This is a genomic window from Streptomyces sp. NPDC001970 (assembly GCF_053594115.1).
In genome coordinates, this window is record NZ_JBSFDW010000046.1 from 17,654 (window position 1) to 38,277 (window position 20,624).

The window sequence follows — 20,624 nt, forward strand, 5'->3', positions numbered from 1 at the left end:
CCCGGATCCCGACCAGCGTGACGGCGCACGCCGGTCCCCGGAGTTCCCGCGGCACGTTCCGCGCGAGGAACCGCACGGCAGCAGCACCCGCCCGTACGACCGGCTACTCCCGGAGGACACACGTGCACAGAAAACGGCCCGGAGCACGCAGATTCAGGAAGGGACTCGCGCTCCTCACCGGCGGCCTGCTGGCCGCGACGTCACTCGCCATCGCCGTCCCCGCCGGGGCCGCGGCCCCCGCGCAGGACCCGGAAGCCGCGGCAGCGGCGGCCGAGGAGTTCCAGCAGGTCACCCTCGCCAAGGGCGAGCCCGAGGTCGGCGAGCCCATGTCGCTCGCCGTTCTCCCCGACCGCAGCGTGCTGCACACCTCCCGCGACGGCGAGCTGCGTATGACCGACGCGGCCGGCAACACCCGCGTCGTCGGCACCATCCCCGTCTACTCGCACGACGAGGAAGGCCTCCAGGGCGTCGGCATCGACCCGAAGTTCAGCGAGAACCGGGCGATCTACCTCTACTACGCGCCCCCGCTGGACACCCCGCCCGGCGACGCACCCAACGACGGCACCGCCGCCGAGTTCGCCAAGTACGACGGCGTCAACCGGCTCTCCCGCTTCGTCCTCAAGACCGACGGGACCCTCGACAACGCCAGCGAGAAGAAGGTCATCGACATCCCCGCCACCCGCGGCATCTGCTGCCACGTCGGCGGAGACATCGACTTCGACGCCCAGGGCAACCTGTATCTGTCGACCGGCGACGACTCCAATCCGTTCGCCTCGGACGGCTACACGCCCATCGACGAGCGGCCCACGCGCAACCCGGCCTACGACGCCCGCCGCACCTCCGGCAACACCAACGACCTGCGCGGAAAGATCCTCCGCATCAAGGTCGCCGACGACGGCTCGTACACCGTCCCCGAGGGCAACCTCTTCGCCCCGGGCACGGACAAGACCCGGCCCGAGATCTACGCGATGGGCTTCCGCAACCCGTTCCGCTTCAGCGTCGACAAGAAGACCGGAGTGCTGTACGTCGGCGAGTACGGGCCCGACGCGGGCGCTGCCGACCCCAAGCGCGGACCTGCGGGACAGGTCGAGTTCGCCCGGGTCACCAAGCCCGGCAACTTCGGCTGGCCCTTCTGCACCGGCGACAACGACCCGTTCGTCGACTACGACTTCGCGACCAAGGTGTCCGGAGCGGCCTTCGACTGCGCCGCCCCGAAGAACGACTCGCCGCACAACACCGGCCTCGTCGACCTGCCGCCCGCCGAGACGGCGTGGATACCCTACGACGGCGGATCCGTGCCCGAGTTCGGCACCGGCTCCGAGTCCCCGATGGGCGGGCCCGTCTACCACTACGACCCGGCGCTCGACTCCCCGGTGAAGTTCCCGGAGGCCTTCGACGGCGACTTCTTCGCCGGCGAGTTCGGCCGCCGCTGGATCAAGCGCATCGAGCACGGCGCCGACGGCACCGTCCAGTCGATCAACGACGTCCCCTGGACCGGGACCCAGATCATGGACATGAGCTTCGGCCCCGACGGGGCGCTGTACGTCCTCGACTACGGCACCGCCTGGTTCGGCGGCAACGAGCACTCCGCGCTGTACCGGATCGAGAACGCCACCGACGGGCACTCGCCGGTCGCCGAGGCCAAGGCGAACAAGACCTCGGGCACGACCCCGCTCAAGGTCACGTTCTCCTCGGCCGGCACGACCGACGCCGACGGCGACGCGCTCACCTACCGCTGGGACTTCGGCGACGGCGGCACCTCCACGTCCGCCAACCCGGCCTACACGTACCGCAAGAACGGCACCTACACGGCCACGGTGACCGCCAGGGACCCGAGCGGGCGCACCGGCTCGGCCAGTGTCCAGGTCGTCGTCGGCAACACGGCACCCAAGGTGACCCTGGAACTGCCCGTAGAGGGGGCGCTGTTCGACTTCGGCGACGAGATCCCGTTCAAGGTCACCGTCACGGATCCCGAAGACAGCGCGGCCGGCACGATCGACTGCGCCAAGGTGAAGGTCACGTACGTACTCGGTCATGACAGCCACGGGCACCCCGTGACCTCCGCGAACGGCTGCACCGGCACCATCAAGACCTCCGCGGACGGCGGGCACGACCCGAACGCCAACATCTTCGGAGTCTTCGACGCCGAGTACACCGACGGCGGAGGCGGCGGCCAGGCGCCGCTCACCACCCACGACCAGGCGCAGCTGCAGCCGCGCCACCGGCAGGCCGAGCACTTCGACGCCCAGTCCGGGATCAGCGTCATCGACAAGGCGCCCGCCAACGGAGGCAAGACCGTGGGCGACGTTCACAACGGAGACTGGATCTCCTTCAAGCCCTACAACCTGACCGGCTCCACCAAGCTCACCGCACGCATCTCCTCGGGCGGCGCGGGCGGCTTCCTCGAGGTGCGCACCGGATCGGCGAACGGCACGCTGCTCGGCTCGGCCCCCGTGCCGGTGACCGGCGGCTGGGAGACCTTCCAGGACATCGACGTACCGCTGCGCGCCGTGCCCAGGGCGACCACCGAGCTCTTCCTGGTCTTCAAGGGCGGCGCGGGAGCGCTCTACGACGTCGACGACTTCGAGATCTCCAACACGCCCGTCGACCGCACCGCCAAGCGGGTCCTGGTCTTCTCCAAGACCGCAGGATTCCGCCACGACTCCATCCCGACCGGTGTCGCGGCCCTGAAGGAGCTCGGCGCCGGCAGCAACATCACGGTCGACGCCACGGAGGAGGCCGGCCAGTTCACGACCAACAACCTCGCCCGCTACGACGCCGTCGTGTTCCTGTCGACCACCGGTGACGTCCTGAACGCCGAACAGCAGAAGGCGTTCGAGAACTACGTCGCCACGGGCGGGGGCTACATGGGTGTCCACGCGGCCGCCGACACCGAGTACGACTGGCGGTTCTACGGCGGACTCGTCGGCGCGTACTTCCACTCGCACCCGCAGATCCAGAAGGCCACCGTGCGGGTCGAGGACCACGACCACCCGGCCACCTCGCACCTGGAGTCGGCCTGGGAGCGCACGGACGAGTGGTACAACTACCGCACCAACCCCCGCGGTCAGGCCCGGATCCTCGCCACCCTCGACGAGACCACCTATCAGGGCGGCAACATGAAGGGCGACCACCCGATCGCCTGGTGCCAGACCTATCAGGGCGGCCGCGCCTTCTACACCGGCGGCGGCCACACCAAGGAGTCCTACGCCGAACCGGCGTTCCGGCAGCACCTGCTGGGCGGACTGCGCTACACCTCCGGACAGGTCAACGCCGACTGCAAGCCGCAGACCGGCTACCGGGACCTCTTCAACGGGCAGACGCTGGAGGGCTGGAAGCAGGCAGGCCCGGGGAAGTTCAACGTCGTCGACGGTGAACTCCGGTCCGAAGGCGGCATGGGCATGCTCTGGTACCAGGCCAAGGAGCTGAAGTCGTACTCCCTCAAGCTCGACTGGAAGATGGAGGGCGACGACAACTCCGGCATCTTCGTCGGCTTCCCCGCATCCGACGACCCCTGGTCCGCGGTGAACAACGGCTACGAGGTGCAGATCGACGCCACCGACGCGGCCGACCGCACCACCGGTGCCGTCTACGGCTTCAAGTCGGCCGACCTCAAGGCCCGCGACCGGGTGCTGCGGCCACCGGGCCAGTGGAACAGCTACGAGATCAAGGTCCAGGGTGAACGGCTCACCCTGTTCCTCAACGGTGTGAAGATCAACGACTTCACCAACACCGACCCGGTCCGCAGCCTGAAGGACGGCCACATCGGCATCCAGAACCACGGCGCCGACGACCAGGTGTCCTTCCGGAACATCCAGCTCAAGGAGCTGCCCTCGTCCTCGTAGGGCGGCCCGCCGAGCCGGCGGCGGGCGGGGAGACGCCGTACCCCCGCCCGCCGTCCCACCATCGCATCGCATCGCAGGGAGGCAGCCCGTGACGAATCCCAAGGAACACCGCACCGGGGTCTGGCTGATCGGGGCCCGCGGCTCCGTCGCCACCACCGCGGTCGCCGGATGCGCTGCGGTCACCGCAGGCCTGCACCCGGCCACCGGCATGGTGACGGAGACCCCGCCGTTCGCCCAGGCCGGGCTGCCGCCCCTGTCCTCCCTGGTCTTCGGCGGCCACGACACGACCGGCTGTCCCCTGCCGAAGCGGGCCGAACAGCTCGCGGCGGGCGGCGTCCTGCCCCACGGTCTGCCGTCGGCGGTCAGTGGCGAACTCGCGGCCGCGAACGAGGAGATCCGCGGGGGCGGCCCCCTCCCGGGCGACACCCGGCCGGACACGGCGCTGATCGAGGCCTTCGCCACTGACATCGTTGCCTTCCGCGAGCGCCACGACCTCGCACGCGTGGTCGTGATGAACGTCGCGTCGACGGAACCCGCCCCGGCCCCCGACTCCGTACGACTGCCCGCGAGCTCCCTCTACGCGGCCGCCGCCATCGAGGCCGGCTGTCCCTACGTCAACTTCACACCCTCCACCGGGCTGCGCACCGCGGCCCTCGCCGACGCCGCCTCGGCCCGCGGACTTCCCCACGCCGGCAGGGACGGCAAGACAGGCCAGACGCTGCTCCGTTCCGTACTCGCCCCCATGTTCGTGCAGCGCGCCCTGTCCGTACGGGCATGGTCCGGCACCAACCTGCTGGGTGGCGGGGACGGGGCGGCGCTGGCCGACCCCGCGGCGGCCGCGGCGAAGAACGCCGGCAAGGAGCGCGTCCTCGCCGACACCCTCGGCACCGCACCGGAGGGCGAGGTCCACATCGACGACGTCCCGGCCCTCGGCGACTGGAAGACCGCCTGGGACCACATCGCCTTCGACGGCTTCCTCGGCGCCCGCATGGTCCTGCAGACCACCTGGCAGGGCTGCGACTCGGCCCTCGCGGCACCGCTGGTGCTGGACCTGGCGCGCCTGGTGGCCCGCGCCCACGAGACGGGCCGCTCCGGCCCCCTGCCCGAACTCGCCTTCTACTTCAAGGACCCGGACCCGGGAGCCCCGGCCGCCCTGGCCGAGCAGTACGGGGAGCTGCTCGGCTTCGCGGCGCGCCTGGGGGAGGCCCGGTGACGGCGGGAGGCCGCCGCCGGGGCGCCCCGGGCGTCCTCGCGCTCCTGCGCGGGCCGGCGGCATGGCTGCTGCCCGCGCCCGCGCGGAACCCTGCGGGCAGGCCTGCGGCAGCGCCCGGGCTGCCGGGGCCGGGGGCGGTCTCCGCTCCCGGGCAGAGCGACGTCCGGGGCACGCCGGAGGGCGGGGAGCCGCGGGCCGCAGCCGGGCGCAGCGATGCGCGGGCGGGGACGGCGCCGTCCGGTGGGACGGCGATCGGGACCGCCGCACCGGCACCCGCACCGCCACCGGCACGGCCCGCCGCCGCGGCGAGCGGCGGGCGGCTCCGAGCCTGGGCGGAACTCCTGCGCGTCTCCGCCCTGTTCAGCGTCCCGGGCGACGCCCTCGCGGGCGCCGCCTCCGCGGGGCTGCGCCCCAACCGGGGGACCGCGCTCGCCATCGGATCCTCCCTCTGCCTCTACGAGGCGGGCATGGCCCTCAACGACTGGGCCGACCGCCACGAGGACGCCGTCGACCGGCCGCACCGCCCGATCCCGTCGGGCCGGATCCGTCCCGCGGCAGCCCTGACCGCGGCCGGTGCACTCACCGCGGCCGGGCTCGCCCTGGCCGCCCGCGCCGGCCGCCCGGCACTGCTCGTGGCCTCTGCGCTGACCGCGGCGGTCTGGTCGTACGACCTGCACCTCAAGCACACCCCGGCCGGCCCGGCCGCCATGGCAGCCGCCCGCACCCTGGACCTCCTCCTCGGCGCCGCGGCAACCCACCCCACCGGCCTGCGCCCCGCCCTCCCGCACGCGGCCCTCCTCGGCGCCCACACCTACGCGATCACCTCCGTCTCTCGCCACGAAACCCAGGGCGGCTCCACCAAGACCCCCCTCGCGGCCCTGGCCATGGCCCTGACCATCGCCGCGGTGGCCATCCGCGTACGGCCCACGCCACACGGCCCGCGCCCGAGCGGACGGCAGCAGGGGGAGCGCGGTCCCGGTGCGGCTGTTCCACCCGACGGCGGAACCGGGGACTCGTCGCCGGCCCGCCCGACCGGGCTCGGAGCCGGCGCGCCGTCGCGCGACGCAGCCGGCACGTCCACGCCGCGCAGCGCCCGCGACCGGGTCCGGGGCATACCCCGGGGACCCGCAACCGCCCAGGTGACCGGAGTCTTCGCCCGGGAGCCCGACGGCTCGCCTCCCACGCGGCGCAGCCGCATGCCGCTCCGGTCCGGAAGGGGCGGGACCGGGGAACTCCTCGCCGCAGTCGCCGCCACCGGCTACGCCCGCGCCACCCTCACCCCCTTCCTCCACGCGGCTCTGAACCCCTCCCCGCCCCTCACCCAGCGCGCCGTCGGCGCCGGGATCCGCGCCATGATCCCGCTGCAGGCCGCCCTCGCCGCCCGCGCCGGAGCGACCGGCACCGGGCTCGCCGTGCTCGCGCTCGTCCCCGTCGCCCGACGTCTCGCCCGGAAGGTGAGCCCGACATGAGCCTGCGCCTCGGCTATGGAACCAACGGCCTCACCGACCTCCGCCTGGACGACGCCCTCATGCTGCTCGCCGACCTCGGCTACGACGGCGTCGGCCTGACCCTCGACCACATGCACCTCGACCCCCTCGCCCCCGACCTCGCCACCCGCACCCGCCGACTGGCGGGCCGCCTGGCCGACCTCGGTCTCGAGGTGACCGTCGAGACCGGCGCCCGCTACGTCCTCGACCCGCGCCGCAAGCACGGCCCGTCCCTCCTCGACCCGGACCCCGACGCCCGCGCCGCCCGTACCGGGCTCCTCGTCCGTGCCGTGCAGGTCGCCGCGGACCTCGGCGCGCACGCCGTGCACTGCTTCAGCGGCATCACCCCGCCCGGCACCTCGCCCGACACCGCCTGGCGCCGCCTGGAGGCCGCCCTCACCCCCGTCCTCGACGCCGCGGCCTCCGCCCGCGTCCCCCTCGCCATCGAACCCGAACCCGGTCACCTCCTCGCCACCCTCGACGACTTCCACCACCTCCGCTCGCTCATCGGCGACCCCGACCCCCTCGGCCTCACCCTCGACATCGGCCACTGCCAGTGCCTGGAAACGGCGTCCCCCGCCGACTGCGTCAAGCAGTCCGCCCCCTGGCTGCGGCACGTCCAGATCGAGGACATGCGCCGCGGCGTCCACGAACACCTCCCCTTCGGCGACGGCGAGATCGACTTCCCGCCCGTCCTCGACGCCCTCGCCGTCACCGGCTACCAGGGCCTGACCGTCGTCGAACTGCCCCGCCACTCCCACGCTGGCCCCGAACTCGCCCGCTCCTCCCTCGAGTTCCTCCGCTCCCACACCCCCACGAACGGAGCACCGGCATGGCGATCCTGACCCGCAGCGAACTCGACGCCCGGCTCCCCGGCGCCGCCCGCGCCTGGCTGCACGAGGCCCTCGCCGAGGCCGCCCACACCGCCACCGCGCCAGAGACAGCCGCCACCTCGTACGCCGTGCCCGCCTGGGAGCTCCGCTTCGCCGCCGCCGGCCGCCACTGCGGCCAGGAGTACGCCGACTCCGTACGCACCCTCCTCCTCCACCAGGCCCGCGCCGACGCGGCCACGCTCACCCGTCTCTACCAGCAGGGCACCGCCGCCGAACGCCGGGCCGTCCTCCTCGCCCTGCCCCTCCTCGGCCCCGCCCCCGCCGCCGGGCTCCCCCTCGTCGAGGACGCGCTGCGCACCAACGACACCAGGCTCGTCGCCGCAGCCGTGGGCCCCTACGCCGCGGAGCATCTCGACCCGCACTCCTGGCGCCACGCCCTCCTCAAGTGCCTGTTCACCGGAGTGCCCGTGGACGCGGCCGAAGGCCTGGCCCGCCGCGCCCGCGGCGACGCGGAACTCGCCCGGATGCTCGGCGACTACGCCGCCGAACGCACCGCCGCCGGCCGGCCCGTCCCTGCCGACCTCCACCGCGTCCTCGCCCTGACGTCCCCCACGGAGGAGTCCTGATGCGCATCTTCGACCCCCACATCCACATGACCTCCCGCACCACGGACGACTACCAGGCGATGTACGCCGCGGGCGTCCGCGCCCTCGTCGAACCCTCCTTCTGGCTCGGCCAGCCCCGCACCTCACCCCACTCCTTCTTCGACTACTTCGACTCCCTCCTCGGCTGGGAACCCTTCCGCGCCGCCCAGTACGGCATCGCCCACCACTGCACGATCGCCCTCAACCCCAAGGAGGCCAACGACCCCCGCTGCACGCCCGTCCTCGACGCACTGCCCCGCTATCTCGTCAAGGACAACGTCGTCGCCGTGGGCGAGATCGGCTACGACTCCATGACCCCCGCCGAGGACACCGCACTCGCCGCCCAGCTCCAGCTCGCCGCCGACCACGGCCTGCCCGCCCTCGTCCACACCCCGCACCGCGACAAGCTCGCCGGCCTGCGCCGCACCGTCGACGCCGTCCGCGCATCCGCGCTCGCTCCCGAGCACGTCCTGCTCGACCACCTCAACGAGACGACGGTGAAGGAGGCCGCCGACAGCGGCTGCTGGCTCGGGTTCTCCATCTATCCCGACACCAAGATGGACGAGGACCGCATGGTCACCATCCTCAAGGCCCACGGGACCGAGCGCGTCCTCGTCAACTCGGCCGCCGACTGGGGCAAGAGCGACCCGCTCAAGACCCGCAAGGTCGCCGACGCCATGCTCGCCGCCGGATTCACCGACGACGACGTCGACCAGGTCCTGTGGCGCAACCCCGCCGCCTTCTACGGCCAGAGCGGCCGCCTCCAGCTCGACGTCCCCGCCCCCGAGGCCCTGCACGAGGGCAACTCCATCCTCCGCGGCGGGGAATGAGGAGGGGGACCCATGCGCTTCCGCCACCCGGACGGCTCCATCGTCCACCTCGCCTACTGCACCAATGTCCACCCGGCCGAAACCCTCGACGGCGTCCTCGCCCAGCTGCGCGACCACTGCGAACCCGTACGCAAACGCCTCGGCCGCGACCGCATCGGCATCGGCCTGTGGCTCGCCAAGGACGCCGCCCGCGCCCTGACCACCGACCCGGCGGCACTGCGCGGCCTGCGCGCCGAACTCGAGCGGCGCGGCCTGGAGGTCGTCACCCTCAACGGCTTCCCCTATGAGGGCTTCGGCGCCGACGAGGTCAAGTACCGCGTCTACCGTCCGGACTGGACGGAGCCCGAAAGACTCGCCCACACGACCGACCTGGCCCGGCTCCTTGCCGCCCTGCTGCCCGACGACGTCAGCGAAGGATCCGTCTCCACCCTTCCCCTCGGCTGGCGCACCCGCTTCGACGGCACCGCCGCCACTGCCGCCCGCACCGCACTCACCACCCTCGCCGCACGCCTCGACGCGCTCGAAGAGCTCACCGGCAAATCCATCCGGATCGCCCTCGAACCCGAGCCCGGCTGCACCGTCGAAACCACAGCCGACGCGATCCGCCCCCTTGCGGCCGTGTCGAGCAGCCGCATCGGCATCTGCGTCGACACCTGCCATCTCGCCACCTCCTTCGAAGAACCCGGTCCCGCACTCCACGCACTCACCACCGCCGGCATCGCCATCCCCAAAGCCCAGCTGTCCGCCGCCCTGCACGCCGAACACCCCCATCTCCCCGACGTACGCGACGCACTCGCCGCCTTCGCCGAACCCCGCTTCCTCCACCAGACCCGCACCAGGACCGCCGCCGGCCTGCGCGGCACCGACGACCTCCACGAGGCCCTCGCAGCCGACGCCCTTCCCGTCAGCGCCCCCTGGCGCGCCCACTTCCACGTCCCCCTGCACGCGCCGCCGGCCCCACCGCTCACCTCCACTCTCCCCGTGCTCCAGGACACCCTCGCCCGACTCGTGGGTGTTCCCGCCCCGCTCACCCGCCACCTCGAGGTCGAGACCTACACCTGGCAGGCCCTGCCCGCCGAGCTGCGTCCCCGCAGCCGCGCCCAGCTCGCCGACGGGATCGCCGCCGAACTCACCCTCGCCCGCGATCTGCTCACCGACCTCGGCCTCAAGGAATTGCCATGAACGACACGGCGCGACCCACCCCTCTTCTCGTCCTGGACGTCGTCGGCCTCACCCCCCGGCTCCTGGACCACATGCCGTGCCTGCAACGGCTTGCCGGCAGCGGCTCCCAGGCCCCCCTGAGCACCGTCCTGCCCGCCGTCACCTGCGCCGCCCAGTCCACTTTCCTGACCGGCGCCCTCCCTTCCGAACACGGCATCGTCGGCAACGGCTGGTACTTCCGCGAACTCGGCGACGTCCTGCTGTGGCGCCAGCACAACGGACTCGTCGGCGGCGACAAGCTCTGGGACGCCGCCCGCCGCGCCCACCCCGGCTACACCGTCGCCAACATCTGCTGGTGGTACGCCATGGGCGCCGAGACCGACATCACCGTCACCCCTCGCCCCGTCTACTACGCCGACGGGCGCAAGGAACCGGACTGCTACACCCGGCCCCCGGCACTCCACGACGAACTCACCGACAGATTCGGCACCTTCCCCCTCTTCCACTTCTGGGGCCCGGGCGCCGACATCGTGTCCAGCCGGTGGATCGTCGACGCCACCCGCCACATCCTCCGCACCCGCACGCCCGACCTGGCGCTCTGCTACCTCCCGCACCTCGACTACGACCTTCAGCGGTACGGCCCCGATGACCCTCGCTCCCTGCGGGCCGCCGCCGACCTCGACGCGGCCATGGCTCCCCTCCTCGACGACGCCGAACGCGAAGGCCGCACCGTTGTCGCCCTCTCCGAATACGGCATCACCCGTGTCACCCGGCACGTCGACATCAACCGCGAGCTGCGCCGCGCCGGCCTTCTCGAAGTCCACACCCAGGACGGCATGGAGTACCTCGACGCGATGGCCTCCCGCGCCTTCGCCGTCGCCGACCACCAGCTCGCCCATGTCTATGTGCGGCGACCGGAGGACCTGGACGCGACCCGCGAGGCCCTCACGGGCCTGTCCGGCATCGCCGAACTCCTCGACGACGAGGGCAAGAAGCGCCACGGCCTCGACCACCCGCGCTCCGGCGAACTCGTCGCCGTCGCCGACCCGGACGCCTGGTTCACGTACTACTACTGGCTCGACGACGACAAGGCCCCCGACTTCGCCCAGCTCGTCGAGATCCACCGCAAGCCCGGCTACGACCCGGTCGAGCTGTTCATGGACCCCGAGGACCCGTACGTCCGCGTCAAGGCCGCCACGGCCCTCGCCCGCAAGAAGCTCGGCATGCGCTACCGCATGGCGGTCGTGCCGCTCGACCCCTCACCTATTCGCGGCAGCCATGGCCGCCTCCCCACGAGCGATGACGAAGGTCCGCTCATTCTGTGCTCCACCCCCCGCGCTCTCAGCGGCCGCGTCGCGGCCACCGACGTGAAGTCCCTGCTCCTTCAACTCGCCGGTCTTCACTGAACCACACTCCACCGACAACGAGGAGTTATCCACAATGAGCCGCAACAGCAAGGCCACCGATCCCGAGCTCGCCCACAAGCTCAGCAGACGCGGCATGCTCGGCGTCGCCGCCGGAGCCACCGCCGCCGCCCTCCTCGGCGCCGCCGCCCCCACCGCCGCCGCCCACGGCCCGGGCCGCGGCCGTCCCGTACTGCCCCCGGGACGCCTCGGCATCCAGCTCTACTCGCTCCGCGACAAGGTCTCCACGCTCGGCTTCGCCGCCGTCTTCGCCGAACTCGAGAAGTACGGCTACGACGAGGTCGAGTACGCCGGCTACACCCAGGGCTCCGCGGGCGCCATCACCCTCGCCCAGCTCAAGCGGCTCACCCGCGACCACGGGCTGCGCGCCATCGGCAGCCACGTCGGCTACTACTCGTCCGACCCGAACGCGTACACCTTCGCGCAGAACCTCGACAAGGTCCTGGACGACGCCCAGGCCCTCGGGCTCAAGCACATCGGCACCGCATCCGGCCCCTGGCGCTACGGTGACACCGTCGACGGCTGGAAGCGCTGTGCCGAGGAGTTCAACGAGTACGGCGCCGCCGCCAAGGCCCGCGGCATGAAGTTCTACCAGCACAACCACGCCGAGGAGTTCTCCTTCGCCTGGGACAGGCCCGACGTCCGCCTCTACGACGTCCTGCTCGCCGAGACCGACCCCGACCTCGTGTACCTGGAGATGGACATCTACTGGGCCTACGCCGGCCAGTTCCGCTTCTCCAAGCGCGTCGACGGCACCCCTGCCCCCTTCGACCCGCTGCGCTACGTCCTCAAGCAGCCCGACCGCTATCCGCTCTTCCACGTCAAGGACGGCGAGCACGACGCATCCGCCCGTGACGGCTACCGCATGGTGGACGTCGGGGACGGTGACATCGACTACCAGCGGTTCATCTCCGCGGTGACCAGGACCAGGGGCGGCCGGCTCGACCACCACTGGCAGGCCGAACACGACAACCCCGTGGAGTCGTTCACGTTCGCCCGCAAGTCGAGCGATCACCTCCACTCACTGCGCGAGAAGGGCTGCTAGCAGACGCCCTGCGTACCCCGCCCGCGGCGAGCCGTCATGCGCCGCGGGCGGAGCCGTGCGCGGAAAGTCGTCAAAACTTCTGGCTACTGACCAGTAGAGGGAATGTTCCATTCCGTCCATCATCGGACGCGAGCATGCCAACGCCCCTTGTTCGGCAGTGCCGAACGAAGGGCTCTCCCGACCACCCTCGACCCAGGAGAACCCCCCATGCATGCACGCAGATGGCGGACCGCAACGGCGACGGTCGTCGCCGCAGCGGCTCTCACCATGGCCACCCCCGCGGCATCGGCTGCCACCCCGACGGCGACCGCCGGGGAACCCCGCACAGCCGCAACCGCCGCGCAGGCGGCCGACGTCGACTACGCCACCTGGCAGCGGGACGTGGCAGCAGTCGTCGCCGTCGCCCGCCCCTACATCGAGCAGCGCACCGCACAGACCTCCGGCGAGAAGCAGGCGATCGTCCTCGACATCGACAACACCTCGCTGGAGACCGACTTCCACCACTTCTGGGAGCTGCCGACCCCCGCGGTCGCACCGGTCCGCGACCTGGCCCGGTTCGCCGACTCCCGCGGCGTCGCCATCTTCTTCGTCACCGCCCGCCCGGGCATCATCTACTCGCTCACCGACTGGAACCTGAAGCGGGCCGGATACCCGGTCGACGGCCTGTACGTGCGAGACCTGCCCGACCTGTTCCAGGAGGTCAGCACGTACAAGACCGAGAAGCGCGCGGAGATCGAGGCCAAGGGCTACAAGATCATCGCCAACATCGGCAACAACACGAGCGACCTCGTGGGCGGTCACGCGGAGCGGACGTTCAAGCTGCCCGACTACGACGGCCAGTTGTCCTGAAAGGCCAGGTGGCCGCGGGACGGAATTGCCGTCCCGCGGCCACTCGGCCACCCGCTTCCCCCCTTTGAATCACCGACTCAGCCGATGTCCCGGCTGATCGGCTGTGGATTCGCCGCAATGCCCTTCGTCCGCGACCGCCCCGGCGGATGCAGGAACACCGCGACAAAGCCCGCGAAGAGCGATATGGAACCGGCGAGGACGAATGCGCCCTCGTAGTCCCACGTAGCCACGACCACGGCGCCCATGCCCGACCCCAGCAGACCCGACACCAGCTTCGAGCTGTAGACCAGGCCGTAGTTGGACGCGTTGTTGTTCTCGCCGAAGTAGTCGGCCGTCATCGCCGCGAACATCGGGAAGATCGCGCCGCCTCCGAAGCCGGAGATGCTCGAGAACAGCAGGAACAGCGGCAGGTTGCTGATGCTGCCCGACCAGAGAATCCCGTACTGGGACAGGCCCAGCACGATGCAGACGAAGATCAGGCACTGCTTGCGGCCGTAGCGGTCGGACAGCCAGCCGATGACCCCGCGCCCCGTACCGTTCACGATGGCCTTCAGCGACATCGCGGTAGCCACGATTCCGCCCGCGAAACCGGCCTCGGCGCCGAACGGCACCTGGAAGGCGATACCGAAGATGTTCACGCCCGACGTACAGAGCAGGCAGAACCACATCAGCGCCACCCGGCCCGTCCGCCACGCCTCTGCCGGCGTGTACTGCTTCACGGCCGGCGGGTTCTTCTCCATCGCCCGCCGTGCCCGTGGGTCGTCGGGCTTGCGCAGCGGATCGACCTCGGCCGGCCACCAGTTCTTCGGCGGATCCTGGAAGAAGTACCCCGCGACGGCCACCACGCCCGCCAGGAAGAGTCCGACCGCGACCAGCACCCACCGGAAGTTCGTCAGATCCATGTAGCCGGTGAAGATGAACACGAACGGCACCGAACCGTACGCGAAACCGCCGTTGACGAAACCGGTCTTGCCGCCCTTTCGCTCCGGATACCACTTGCCGACCATGTTCACGCACGTCGCATAGACCATGCCTGCGCCCATGCCGCTGAACATGCCGAATCCGACGTATGCCACTACGACATGCGGCGCGTACGCGAGTGACAGATAACCCAGCAGGGTGCCCACCGCACCCAGCATCATCGCCCACCGGGCCGGCAGCTTTCCGCTCTCGCGCAGCTTCCCCGCCGGGAAGGCCACCGCTGCCTGGAAGAACACCCACACCCCGAGCATCCAGAAGATGTGCTGGTTGCCCCATTGGTGCGCCGTGTGCAGCGTGTCCTCGGCGGAGGCGAACGCGTACTCCGCCGAACTGATGCCCATCATGCCGACCCACGGCAGAATGACCATCCATTTCCGCTTGCGGCCCATGATGTCCACATCGGACTCGCCGATGCGGTACATCCGGCCGTTCTCGTCCGTCACCTCCCTGTAGGAGACGGGCGTAGTGATGTCTGTTGTCGCCATGTTCGGTTGAACCCCTCGCGTCGAAGAAGCCAGGCCAGCGCCCCCTGTCCGTACTCTTCGTGCCGGGGCCCGCGGAAACGAAAACCGCGGCCCCGTGGGTCGTGCCCTCTCTCAGCTCATCGACCACCGCCCGACAACCCCGCGGCCCGAGCCCGCTTCCGGCTCCTGGCCGCGCTCGGTCCTGGTGTTCGACGTGATGCTCCGCTCGGTGCAGTTGAGCATCGTGGAGGAGAGCGGGTCGACGTCCGGCACATCCCGCAACTGCTTGCGCGTGATGTCACCGCCCGGCGGCTCCGGCTTCACCACGTCCGGGCCCGGCCACGCCGGCAGCTGGGTCGCGGAGGGGCCCGCCCGGACGTGCGTCATGTCGGAGGAGTCCGACTGGGCATGCGTCATGTCGAGGACACGGATGGCCTCGAGAGCCTTGCTCATGGTCGGCGCTCCTCACGTCTGCACGATCAGGTTCGGGAACCCGGGGACCCACCCGTCCGGGTTCGTCGGGGAGTTGTGGCGCTCGCCGGAGGTGCTCTGAGCTGGGCGAAGCTGCCCGCACGTGAGCTTCCGGCTGATTGCATACAGTCGACGAATACTGTATGAACCTTGTTATCCCGCATCCGGTGGGTGGTGTCCAGGGGGCGTGCGGCACTTTCCTCGACAGGGAGCCGGAATGGATCTATTTGAGTACCAGGCACGTGAGATCTTCCAGCAGTACGGAATCGCCGTACCCGAGGCCGAGACCGTTGACTCGGCCCGCGACGCCCGCCACGTCGCCGACCGCCTCGGCGGCCGTGTTGTCGTCAAGGCCCAGGTCAAGACCGGCGGCCGCGGCAAGGCGGGCGGCGTCAAACTCGCCGCCGACCCGGCCGCCGCCGAGCTCACCGCCCGCCAGATCCTCGGCATGGACATCAAGGGCCATACGGTACGCAAGGTGATGCTCGCTCAACCCGTGGACATCGAAGCCGAGTTCTACGTCTCCTACGTCCTCGACCGCGCCGCGGGCCGCTTCCTGGCCATCGCCTCCGCCGAGGGCGGCATGGACATCGAGGAGGTCGCCGACACCCGGCCCGAAGCCGTGGCCCGCATCCCCGTGGACCCCGCCGAGGGCGTCACGGACGAAAAGGCGGCCGAGATCGCCGCCGCAGCCGGACTCCCGCCCGCCGCGGCGCCCGTCCTGCGCAAACTGTGGACCGTCCTCACCCAGGAGGACGCCCTCCTCGTCGAGGTCAACCCCCTTGTGCGCACGGCTGCAGGAGACATCCTCGCCCTCGACGGCAAGGTCACCCTCGACGACAACGCCCGCTTCCGGCAGGCCCGCTGGGGCGGCGACGACGACGGCCACGACGACCCGCTGGAGTCCGCAGCGGCCGAAAGGGGCCTCAACTACGTACGGCTCGACGGCGAGGTCGGCATCATCGGCAACGGCGCCGGTCTCGTCATGTCGACCCTCGACGTCGTCGCCGGCTGCGGAGCCCGGCCGGCCAACTTCCTCGACATCGGGGGAGGGGCCTCGGCCCAGGTCATGGCGGACGGACTGAGCGTCGTCCTCGCGGATCCGGGCGTCGAGTCCGTTCTCGTCAACGTCTTCGGCGGCATCACCGCCTGCGACGCCGTCGCCGACGGCATCGTCAAGGCCCTCGAGACCGTCCGGCTGACCAAGCCCCTCGTCGTACGCCTCGACGGGAACAACGCGGCCCGCGGCCGCGCCATCCTCGACGCCCGTGCCCACCCCCTCGTGGAGCAGGCCACGACCATGGACGGCGCCGCACGTCAGGCTGCCACCCTCGCCACCGAAGCCGCCTCCACCGCCCGTTGAGGAGACCAGACACATGGCCATCTTTCTCACCAAGGACAGCAAGGTCCTCGTCCAGGGCATGACCGGCGCCGAGGGCATGAAGCACACCCGCCGGATGCTCACCTCCGGTACGGAGGTCGTCGGCGGCGTCAACCCGCGCAAGGCGGGCCGCACCGTCGACTTCGACGACCGCACCGTTCCCGTCTTCGGCTCCGTACGCGAAGGCGTCGAGGCCACCGGTGCCGATGTGACGGTCGTCTTCGTGCCGCCGCCCTTCACCGGCGCGGCCGTCAGGGAGGCGGTGGACGCGGGCATCGGGCTGGTGGTCGCCATCACCGAAGGCGTCCCCGTCCACGACGCCGTCGCCTTCACGGCGTACGCGAAGGAACGCGGCACGCGCGTCATCGGCCCCAACTGCCCCGGCCTCATCAGCCCCGGACAGTCCAACGTCGGCATCATCCCCGCCGACATCGCCCCGGCACCGGGCCGCATCGGACTCGTATCCAAGTCGGGCACGCTGACCTACCAGCTCATGCACGAGCTGCGGGACATCGGTTTCTCGTCGGCGGTCGGCATCGGCGGCGACCCGGTCATCGGTACAAACCACATCGACTGCCTCGCCGCCTTCGAGGCCGATCCGGACACCGAACTCATCGTGCTCATCGGCGAGATCGGAGGCGACGCGGAGGAGCGCGCCGCGAGCTATGTCAAAGAGAAGATCTCCAAATCTGTCATCGCCTACATCGCCGGCTTCACGGCACCCGAGGGCAAGACCATGGGCCACGCCGGCGCCATCGTCTCCGGCTCCTCCGGCACCGCACAGGCGAAGAAGGCCGCACTGGAAGCAGCGGGGGTGAAGGTCGGCTCGACGCCGAGCGAGACGGCCCGCCTGGTCCGTGAGCATCTCGGGCGGTGACAATGGGTGACGTCACCCACACGTGACGCCACGGGTGGACGCACGATGGGCGGGGATCACTACGTTGCTGCCTGAGCGAGACGGTTCCGTCTGAGCAACCATGACGAGTGACGCAAGGCCATCACTCCTCCCCGCCCGACTGTGCACCGAGAGCGGAGAACACCCGTGGCATCAACCCTCACCGCACCCCTCACCCTCAAACCGGGTACGTCCTGGGCCGACGCCTGGCAGCGCTGCCTGGCCGTCGCCCCCGAGGCCTTCCACGACGACCGGGTCCTCAACCTGTGGGACAGCCGGTGGCAGGCCGACGGCCGCGCCCTTCCTGCGACCAGCCCCATCGACGGCGGGCCGATCGCCGGCCCGCCCCGTCTCGACGCGGCCACCGCCCACCGGGCGGTCCGCGCGTCCCTCGACCGGCACCGCGCCTGGCGGCACATCCCGCTCGCCGAACGGCGCGCCCGTGTCGCCGCCACGCTCGACGCCCTCACCGAGCACCGCGCGCTGCTCGCCCTCCTACTCGTCCACGAGATCGGCAAGCCGTGGCGGCTCGCCCAGGCCGACGTCGACCGGGCGATCGACGGCGTCCGCTGGTACGTCGAGGGGATCGACGGCATGCTCGACGGCCGAGCGCCCCTCGACGGCCCGGTCTCCAACATCGCCAGCTGGAACTACCCGATGTCCGTCCTCGTCCACGCGATGCTCGTCCAGGCGCTCGCCGGGAACGCGGTCATCGCCAAGACCCCGACCGACGGCGGACTGTCCTGCCTCACCCTGGCCACTGCTCTCGCCGCCCGTGAGGGCATCCCCGTCACCCTGGTCAGCGGCAGTGGCAGCGAGCTCTCCGAAGCGCTCGTCCGCGCGCCCGAGATCGGCTGCGTCTCCTTCGTGGGCGGCCGCGACACCGGCGCCCGTATCGCCACCGCCGTCGCCGACCTCGGCAAGCGGCACATCCTCGAACAGGAGGGCCTCAACACCTGGGGAATCTGGAACTGCTCCGACTGGGACACCTTCGCCGCCGTCATCCCCAAACTCTTCGACTACGGCAAACAGCGCTGCACCGCCTACCCGCGCTTCGTCGTGGAGCGCAGTGCCTTCGCGGACTTCCTCGCCGCGTACCTCCCGGCCGTCCGCTCGATCCGCCTGGGCCACCCCCTGGCGGTCGCGGACCCTGCGGACCCCCTGCCCGAGCTGGACTTCGGCCCGCTCGTCAACGCGGCGAAGGCCAAGGAACTGACCGACCAGGTCGCCGAGGCCGTCGACCGCGGAGCCGTCCCGCTCCACCGCGGCTCCCTGACGGACGGCCACTTCCTGCCCGGCCAGGACACCGGCGCGTACATGGCCCCCGTCACGCTCCTGGGGCCGCCGCCGTCCTCCCCGCTGCACCACGCAGAGCCGTTCGGTCCGGTCGACACGATCGTCCTGGTCGACACCGAGGCGGAGCTGCTGGCCGCGATGAACGCCTCCAACGGTGCCCTCGTCGCGACCCTCTCCACCGACGACCCGGAGACCTTCGACCGCCTGTCGCCGCAGATCCGCGCCTTCAAGGTGGGCCGGGGCAAACCGCGCTCGCGCGGCGACCGCGAGGAGCTCTTCGGCGGCTTCGGCGCCTCCTGGCGCGGCGCCTTCGTCGGCGGCGAGCTGCTGGTGAAGGCGGTCACGGTGGGGCCCGCCGGCGAGCGCGTGCCCGGGAACTTCCCGGACTACCAGCTCAACGCATGAGAAAGGGGGACCGCCCGGGGCCCTGGTACGGAGCCCCGGGCGGCACCCTCCGGAACATCTTCCGTGCGTGCGTGGTTGCGCTCCGTATCCGCTCGGTGGCGGATGGCCGAGGCCCCTCGATCGCCGCCCGGCACCCCACTGACCACGCGAAATGCGGTTCAGAGGCACCTCGAACCCCTGGTAGAGTTGTCCATGTCGCCGCGGGGAGCACTCCCGGGGCGGAGAAACACCTGGTCCGGGTGGCGGAATGGCAGACGCGCTAGCTTGAGGTGCTAGTGCCCTTTATCGGGCGTGGGGGTTCAAGTCCCCCCTCGGACACTCGTTATGACGATACGGAAGCGAGGACTTCGACCTTAAGGTCGCGGTCCTTTTTTGCGTTGTCGTAGCTGATGGTGATGCCCAGGGCTTCGTAGAGGGGGCCCTTCTTTTCGGCGTCGAAGGCGCGGATGCGTTGCGCGCTGTCCCCGGGTCTCGTCAGTCATCGCCCGGATCTGGTGGGCGGTGGGCTGTGGCTCCGTCTTCCGAGTGGCGGCGGGCAGCGTGTCGAGCTTCTTCAGTGCCACTTCCTTGTCTCGTTGTGCCTCGTTGGTCCACTGGGTGACGACGGCTGGGTCCACCCGCACCGAGCCCTGGGACAAGCCTCGCCGCTGCGCCCACTGCCTACACCGATTACCGTGCCAGAGCAGATCGGGCACCTTGAGGTCCGCCGACGAGACCGGCTCGGCGGAACCCTGCACGAGTACCGACATGTCGCCTGAGCAGGCCGGATGATGTATCGGCACCTGCAGAGCCCAGCAGCCCGGCTGCGCCGACAACGCGCACATGCTGCATCGCGCGTTTCTCAAGCGCGCGATGCGCCACATCGTCCAGTACGACGACGAGAACGGCGTCGTCACCGCCGCCTTGACTCCCGGCTCCTGGGAATGTGAGCGATGTGTGATCGCGCATTGGCCGGCTGGGGAGCATCAGCCCAGCCCCAGCCGGGGTATCTCCCGTCCCGGGGAAAGGTCCATCACCATGAGCAGGCCGGCCTCGCGAGTCCTGTCGTAGGCGGCCTCGTCCATGACGCCCAGCTGGAACCAGACCGCCTTGGCGCCGATCGCCACAGCCTGGTCGGCGATGCCTCCGGCGAGGTCGGAGTTGACGAACACGTCCACCACATCCACCGGGAAAGGGATCTCCGCGAGGGAAGCGTAGCCCTGCTCACCGTGCACCGTCTCGGCCTTTGGGTGCACGGGCACCACTCTCTTGCCGATGCGCTGCAGCTTCTCGGCCACGCGGTAAGCGGCCCGATCGGGGTTGTCGGACAGGCCCACCACGGCCCAGGTGTCTCCGGCAGCGGTGAGAATCTGCCTTATTGTCGTGTCATCGCCATAAATCGTCATGCCCGGCACCGCCGT

At 70.9% G+C, this 20,624-nt stretch carries 15 protein-coding genes, 1 tRNA gene and 1 pseudogene; 14 read left to right on the plus strand and 3 right to left on the minus strand.

Going from position 1 to position 20,624, the window contains the following annotated elements; all coding sequences use genetic code 11:
* Positions 1–122 precede the first annotated feature (122 nt).
* The 10 genes from ACWCP0_RS36475 to ACWCP0_RS36520 all read left to right on the plus strand — a co-directional run bounded on the left by ACWCP0_RS36475 (position 123) and on the right by ACWCP0_RS36520 (position 13,331).
* The gene (locus ACWCP0_RS36475) at positions 123–3,845 is read left to right on the plus strand and encodes a ThuA domain-containing protein (protein ID WP_451083045.1); all 3,723 of its coding nucleotides are present in this window, start codon (positions 123–125) and stop codon (positions 3,843–3,845) included.
* A gap of 88 nt (positions 3,846–3,933) precedes the next feature.
* Positions 3,934–5,058: an inositol-3-phosphate synthase gene (locus ACWCP0_RS36480; protein ID WP_451083046.1), complete on the plus strand. Its 1,125-nt coding sequence runs from the start codon at positions 3,934–3,936 to the stop codon at positions 5,056–5,058.
* On the plus strand, positions 5,055–6,527 hold the full coding sequence (locus tag ACWCP0_RS36485) for an SCO3242 family prenyltransferase (protein ID WP_451083047.1): 1,473 nt from the start codon (positions 5,055–5,057) through the stop codon (positions 6,525–6,527). Before ACWCP0_RS36480 ends, ACWCP0_RS36485 begins: the two co-directional genes overlap by 4 nt.
* The gene (locus ACWCP0_RS36490; protein WP_451083048.1) at positions 6,524–7,390 is read left to right on the plus strand and encodes a sugar phosphate isomerase/epimerase family protein; all 867 of its coding nucleotides are present in this window, start codon (positions 6,524–6,526) and stop codon (positions 7,388–7,390) included. Before ACWCP0_RS36485 ends, ACWCP0_RS36490 begins: the two co-directional genes overlap by 4 nt.
* Positions 7,378–8,004: an EboA domain-containing protein gene (locus ACWCP0_RS36495; RefSeq protein ID WP_451083049.1), complete on the plus strand. Its 627-nt coding sequence runs from the start codon at positions 7,378–7,380 to the stop codon at positions 8,002–8,004. Before ACWCP0_RS36490 ends, ACWCP0_RS36495 begins: the two co-directional genes overlap by 13 nt.
* Positions 8,004–8,852, plus strand: coding sequence for a TatD family hydrolase (locus ACWCP0_RS36500; RefSeq protein WP_451083050.1), 849 nt, complete (start codon positions 8,004–8,006; stop codon positions 8,850–8,852). Before ACWCP0_RS36495 ends, ACWCP0_RS36500 begins: the two co-directional genes overlap by 1 nt.
* A 12-nt stretch (positions 8,853–8,864) precedes the next feature.
* Complete coding sequence (eboE, locus tag ACWCP0_RS36505) at positions 8,865–10,034, plus strand: metabolite traffic protein EboE (protein ID WP_451083051.1); 1,170 nt, start codon at positions 8,865–8,867, stop codon at positions 10,032–10,034.
* Positions 10,031–11,419 (plus strand): alkaline phosphatase family protein, encoded by a 1,389-nt coding sequence (locus tag ACWCP0_RS36510; RefSeq protein ID WP_451083052.1) that lies wholly within the window; start codon positions 10,031–10,033, stop codon positions 11,417–11,419. Before eboE ends, ACWCP0_RS36510 begins: the two co-directional genes overlap by 4 nt.
* 34 nt (positions 11,420–11,453) lie before the next feature.
* Positions 11,454–12,482, plus strand: coding sequence for a sugar phosphate isomerase/epimerase family protein (locus ACWCP0_RS36515; protein WP_451083053.1), 1,029 nt, complete (start codon positions 11,454–11,456; stop codon positions 12,480–12,482).
* Positions 12,483–12,689: 207 nt separating this feature from the next.
* Positions 12,690–13,331, plus strand: coding sequence for an HAD family acid phosphatase (locus ACWCP0_RS36520; protein WP_451083054.1), 642 nt, complete (start codon positions 12,690–12,692; stop codon positions 13,329–13,331).
* A 77-nt stretch (positions 13,332–13,408) separates the two neighbouring features.
* Here ACWCP0_RS36520 and ACWCP0_RS36525 read toward each other — a convergent pair whose 3' ends face one another.
* Together ACWCP0_RS36525 and ACWCP0_RS36530 are read right to left on the minus strand one after the other, a co-directional pair.
* Positions 13,409–14,797 carry an OFA family MFS transporter gene (locus ACWCP0_RS36525; RefSeq protein WP_451083055.1) on the minus strand — a complete coding sequence of 463 codons (1,389 nt, stop codon included), beginning with the start codon at positions 14,795–14,797 and terminating at the stop codon, positions 13,409–13,411.
* A gap of 162 nt (positions 14,798–14,959) precedes the next feature.
* Positions 14,960–15,229, minus strand: a pseudogene (locus ACWCP0_RS36530) (CoA transferase); the annotation flags it as partial.
* Positions 15,230–15,464: 235 nt separating this feature from the next.
* Here ACWCP0_RS36530 and sucC point away from each other — a divergent pair.
* From sucC to ACWCP0_RS36550, 4 genes are all read left to right on the plus strand, one after another.
* On the plus strand, positions 15,465–16,610 hold the full coding sequence (gene sucC, locus ACWCP0_RS36535) for an ADP-forming succinate--CoA ligase subunit beta (protein WP_451083056.1): 1,146 nt from the start codon (positions 15,465–15,467) through the stop codon (positions 16,608–16,610).
* A gap of 13 nt (positions 16,611–16,623) precedes the next feature.
* A complete protein-coding gene (gene sucD, locus ACWCP0_RS36540; protein WP_451083057.1) occupies positions 16,624–17,505 on the plus strand; it encodes a succinate--CoA ligase subunit alpha in 882 nt (293 codons plus the stop codon).
* Positions 17,506–17,670: 165 nt separating this feature from the next.
* Positions 17,671–19,224 carry an aldehyde dehydrogenase family protein gene (locus ACWCP0_RS36545; protein WP_451083058.1) on the plus strand — a complete coding sequence of 518 codons (1,554 nt, stop codon included), beginning with the start codon at positions 17,671–17,673 and terminating at the stop codon, positions 19,222–19,224.
* 233 nt (positions 19,225–19,457) lie between these two features.
* A tRNA-Leu gene (locus ACWCP0_RS36550) sits at positions 19,458–19,542 on the plus strand.
* A gap of 647 nt (positions 19,543–20,189) precedes the next feature.
* Here the strand turns inward: ACWCP0_RS36550 and ACWCP0_RS36555 are convergent.
* Positions 20,190–20,603 carry a CoA-binding protein gene (locus ACWCP0_RS36555; RefSeq protein ID WP_451083075.1) on the minus strand — a complete coding sequence of 138 codons (414 nt, stop codon included), beginning with the start codon at positions 20,601–20,603 and terminating at the stop codon, positions 20,190–20,192.
* Between the last annotated feature and the right edge of the window lie 21 nt (positions 20,604–20,624).

Coding starts and splice junctions, on each gene's coding strand:
- ACWCP0_RS36490 (WP_451083048.1), top strand. CDS start 6,524: ATGAGCCTGCGCCTCGGCTATGGAACCAACGGCCTCACCGACCTCCGC.
- ACWCP0_RS36495 (WP_451083049.1), top strand. CDS start 7,378: ATGGCGATCCTGACCCGCAGCGAACTCGACGCCCGGCTCCCCGGCGCC.
- ACWCP0_RS36500 (WP_451083050.1), top strand. CDS start 8,004: ATGCGCATCTTCGACCCCCACATCCACATGACCTCCCGCACCACGGAC.
- eboE (WP_451083051.1), top strand. CDS start 8,865: ATGCGCTTCCGCCACCCGGACGGCTCCATCGTCCACCTCGCCTACTGC.
- ACWCP0_RS36510 (WP_451083052.1), top strand. CDS start 10,031: ATGAACGACACGGCGCGACCCACCCCTCTTCTCGTCCTGGACGTCGTC.
- ACWCP0_RS36515 (WP_451083053.1), top strand. CDS start 11,454: ATGAGCCGCAACAGCAAGGCCACCGATCCCGAGCTCGCCCACAAGCTC.
- ACWCP0_RS36520 (WP_451083054.1), top strand. CDS start 12,690: ATGCATGCACGCAGATGGCGGACCGCAACGGCGACGGTCGTCGCCGCA.
- ACWCP0_RS36525 (WP_451083055.1), bottom strand. CDS start 14,797: ATGGCGACAACAGACATCACTACGCCCGTCTCCTACAGGGAGGTGACG.
- sucC (WP_451083056.1), top strand. CDS start 15,465: ATGGATCTATTTGAGTACCAGGCACGTGAGATCTTCCAGCAGTACGGA.
- sucD (WP_451083057.1), top strand. CDS start 16,624: ATGGCCATCTTTCTCACCAAGGACAGCAAGGTCCTCGTCCAGGGCATG.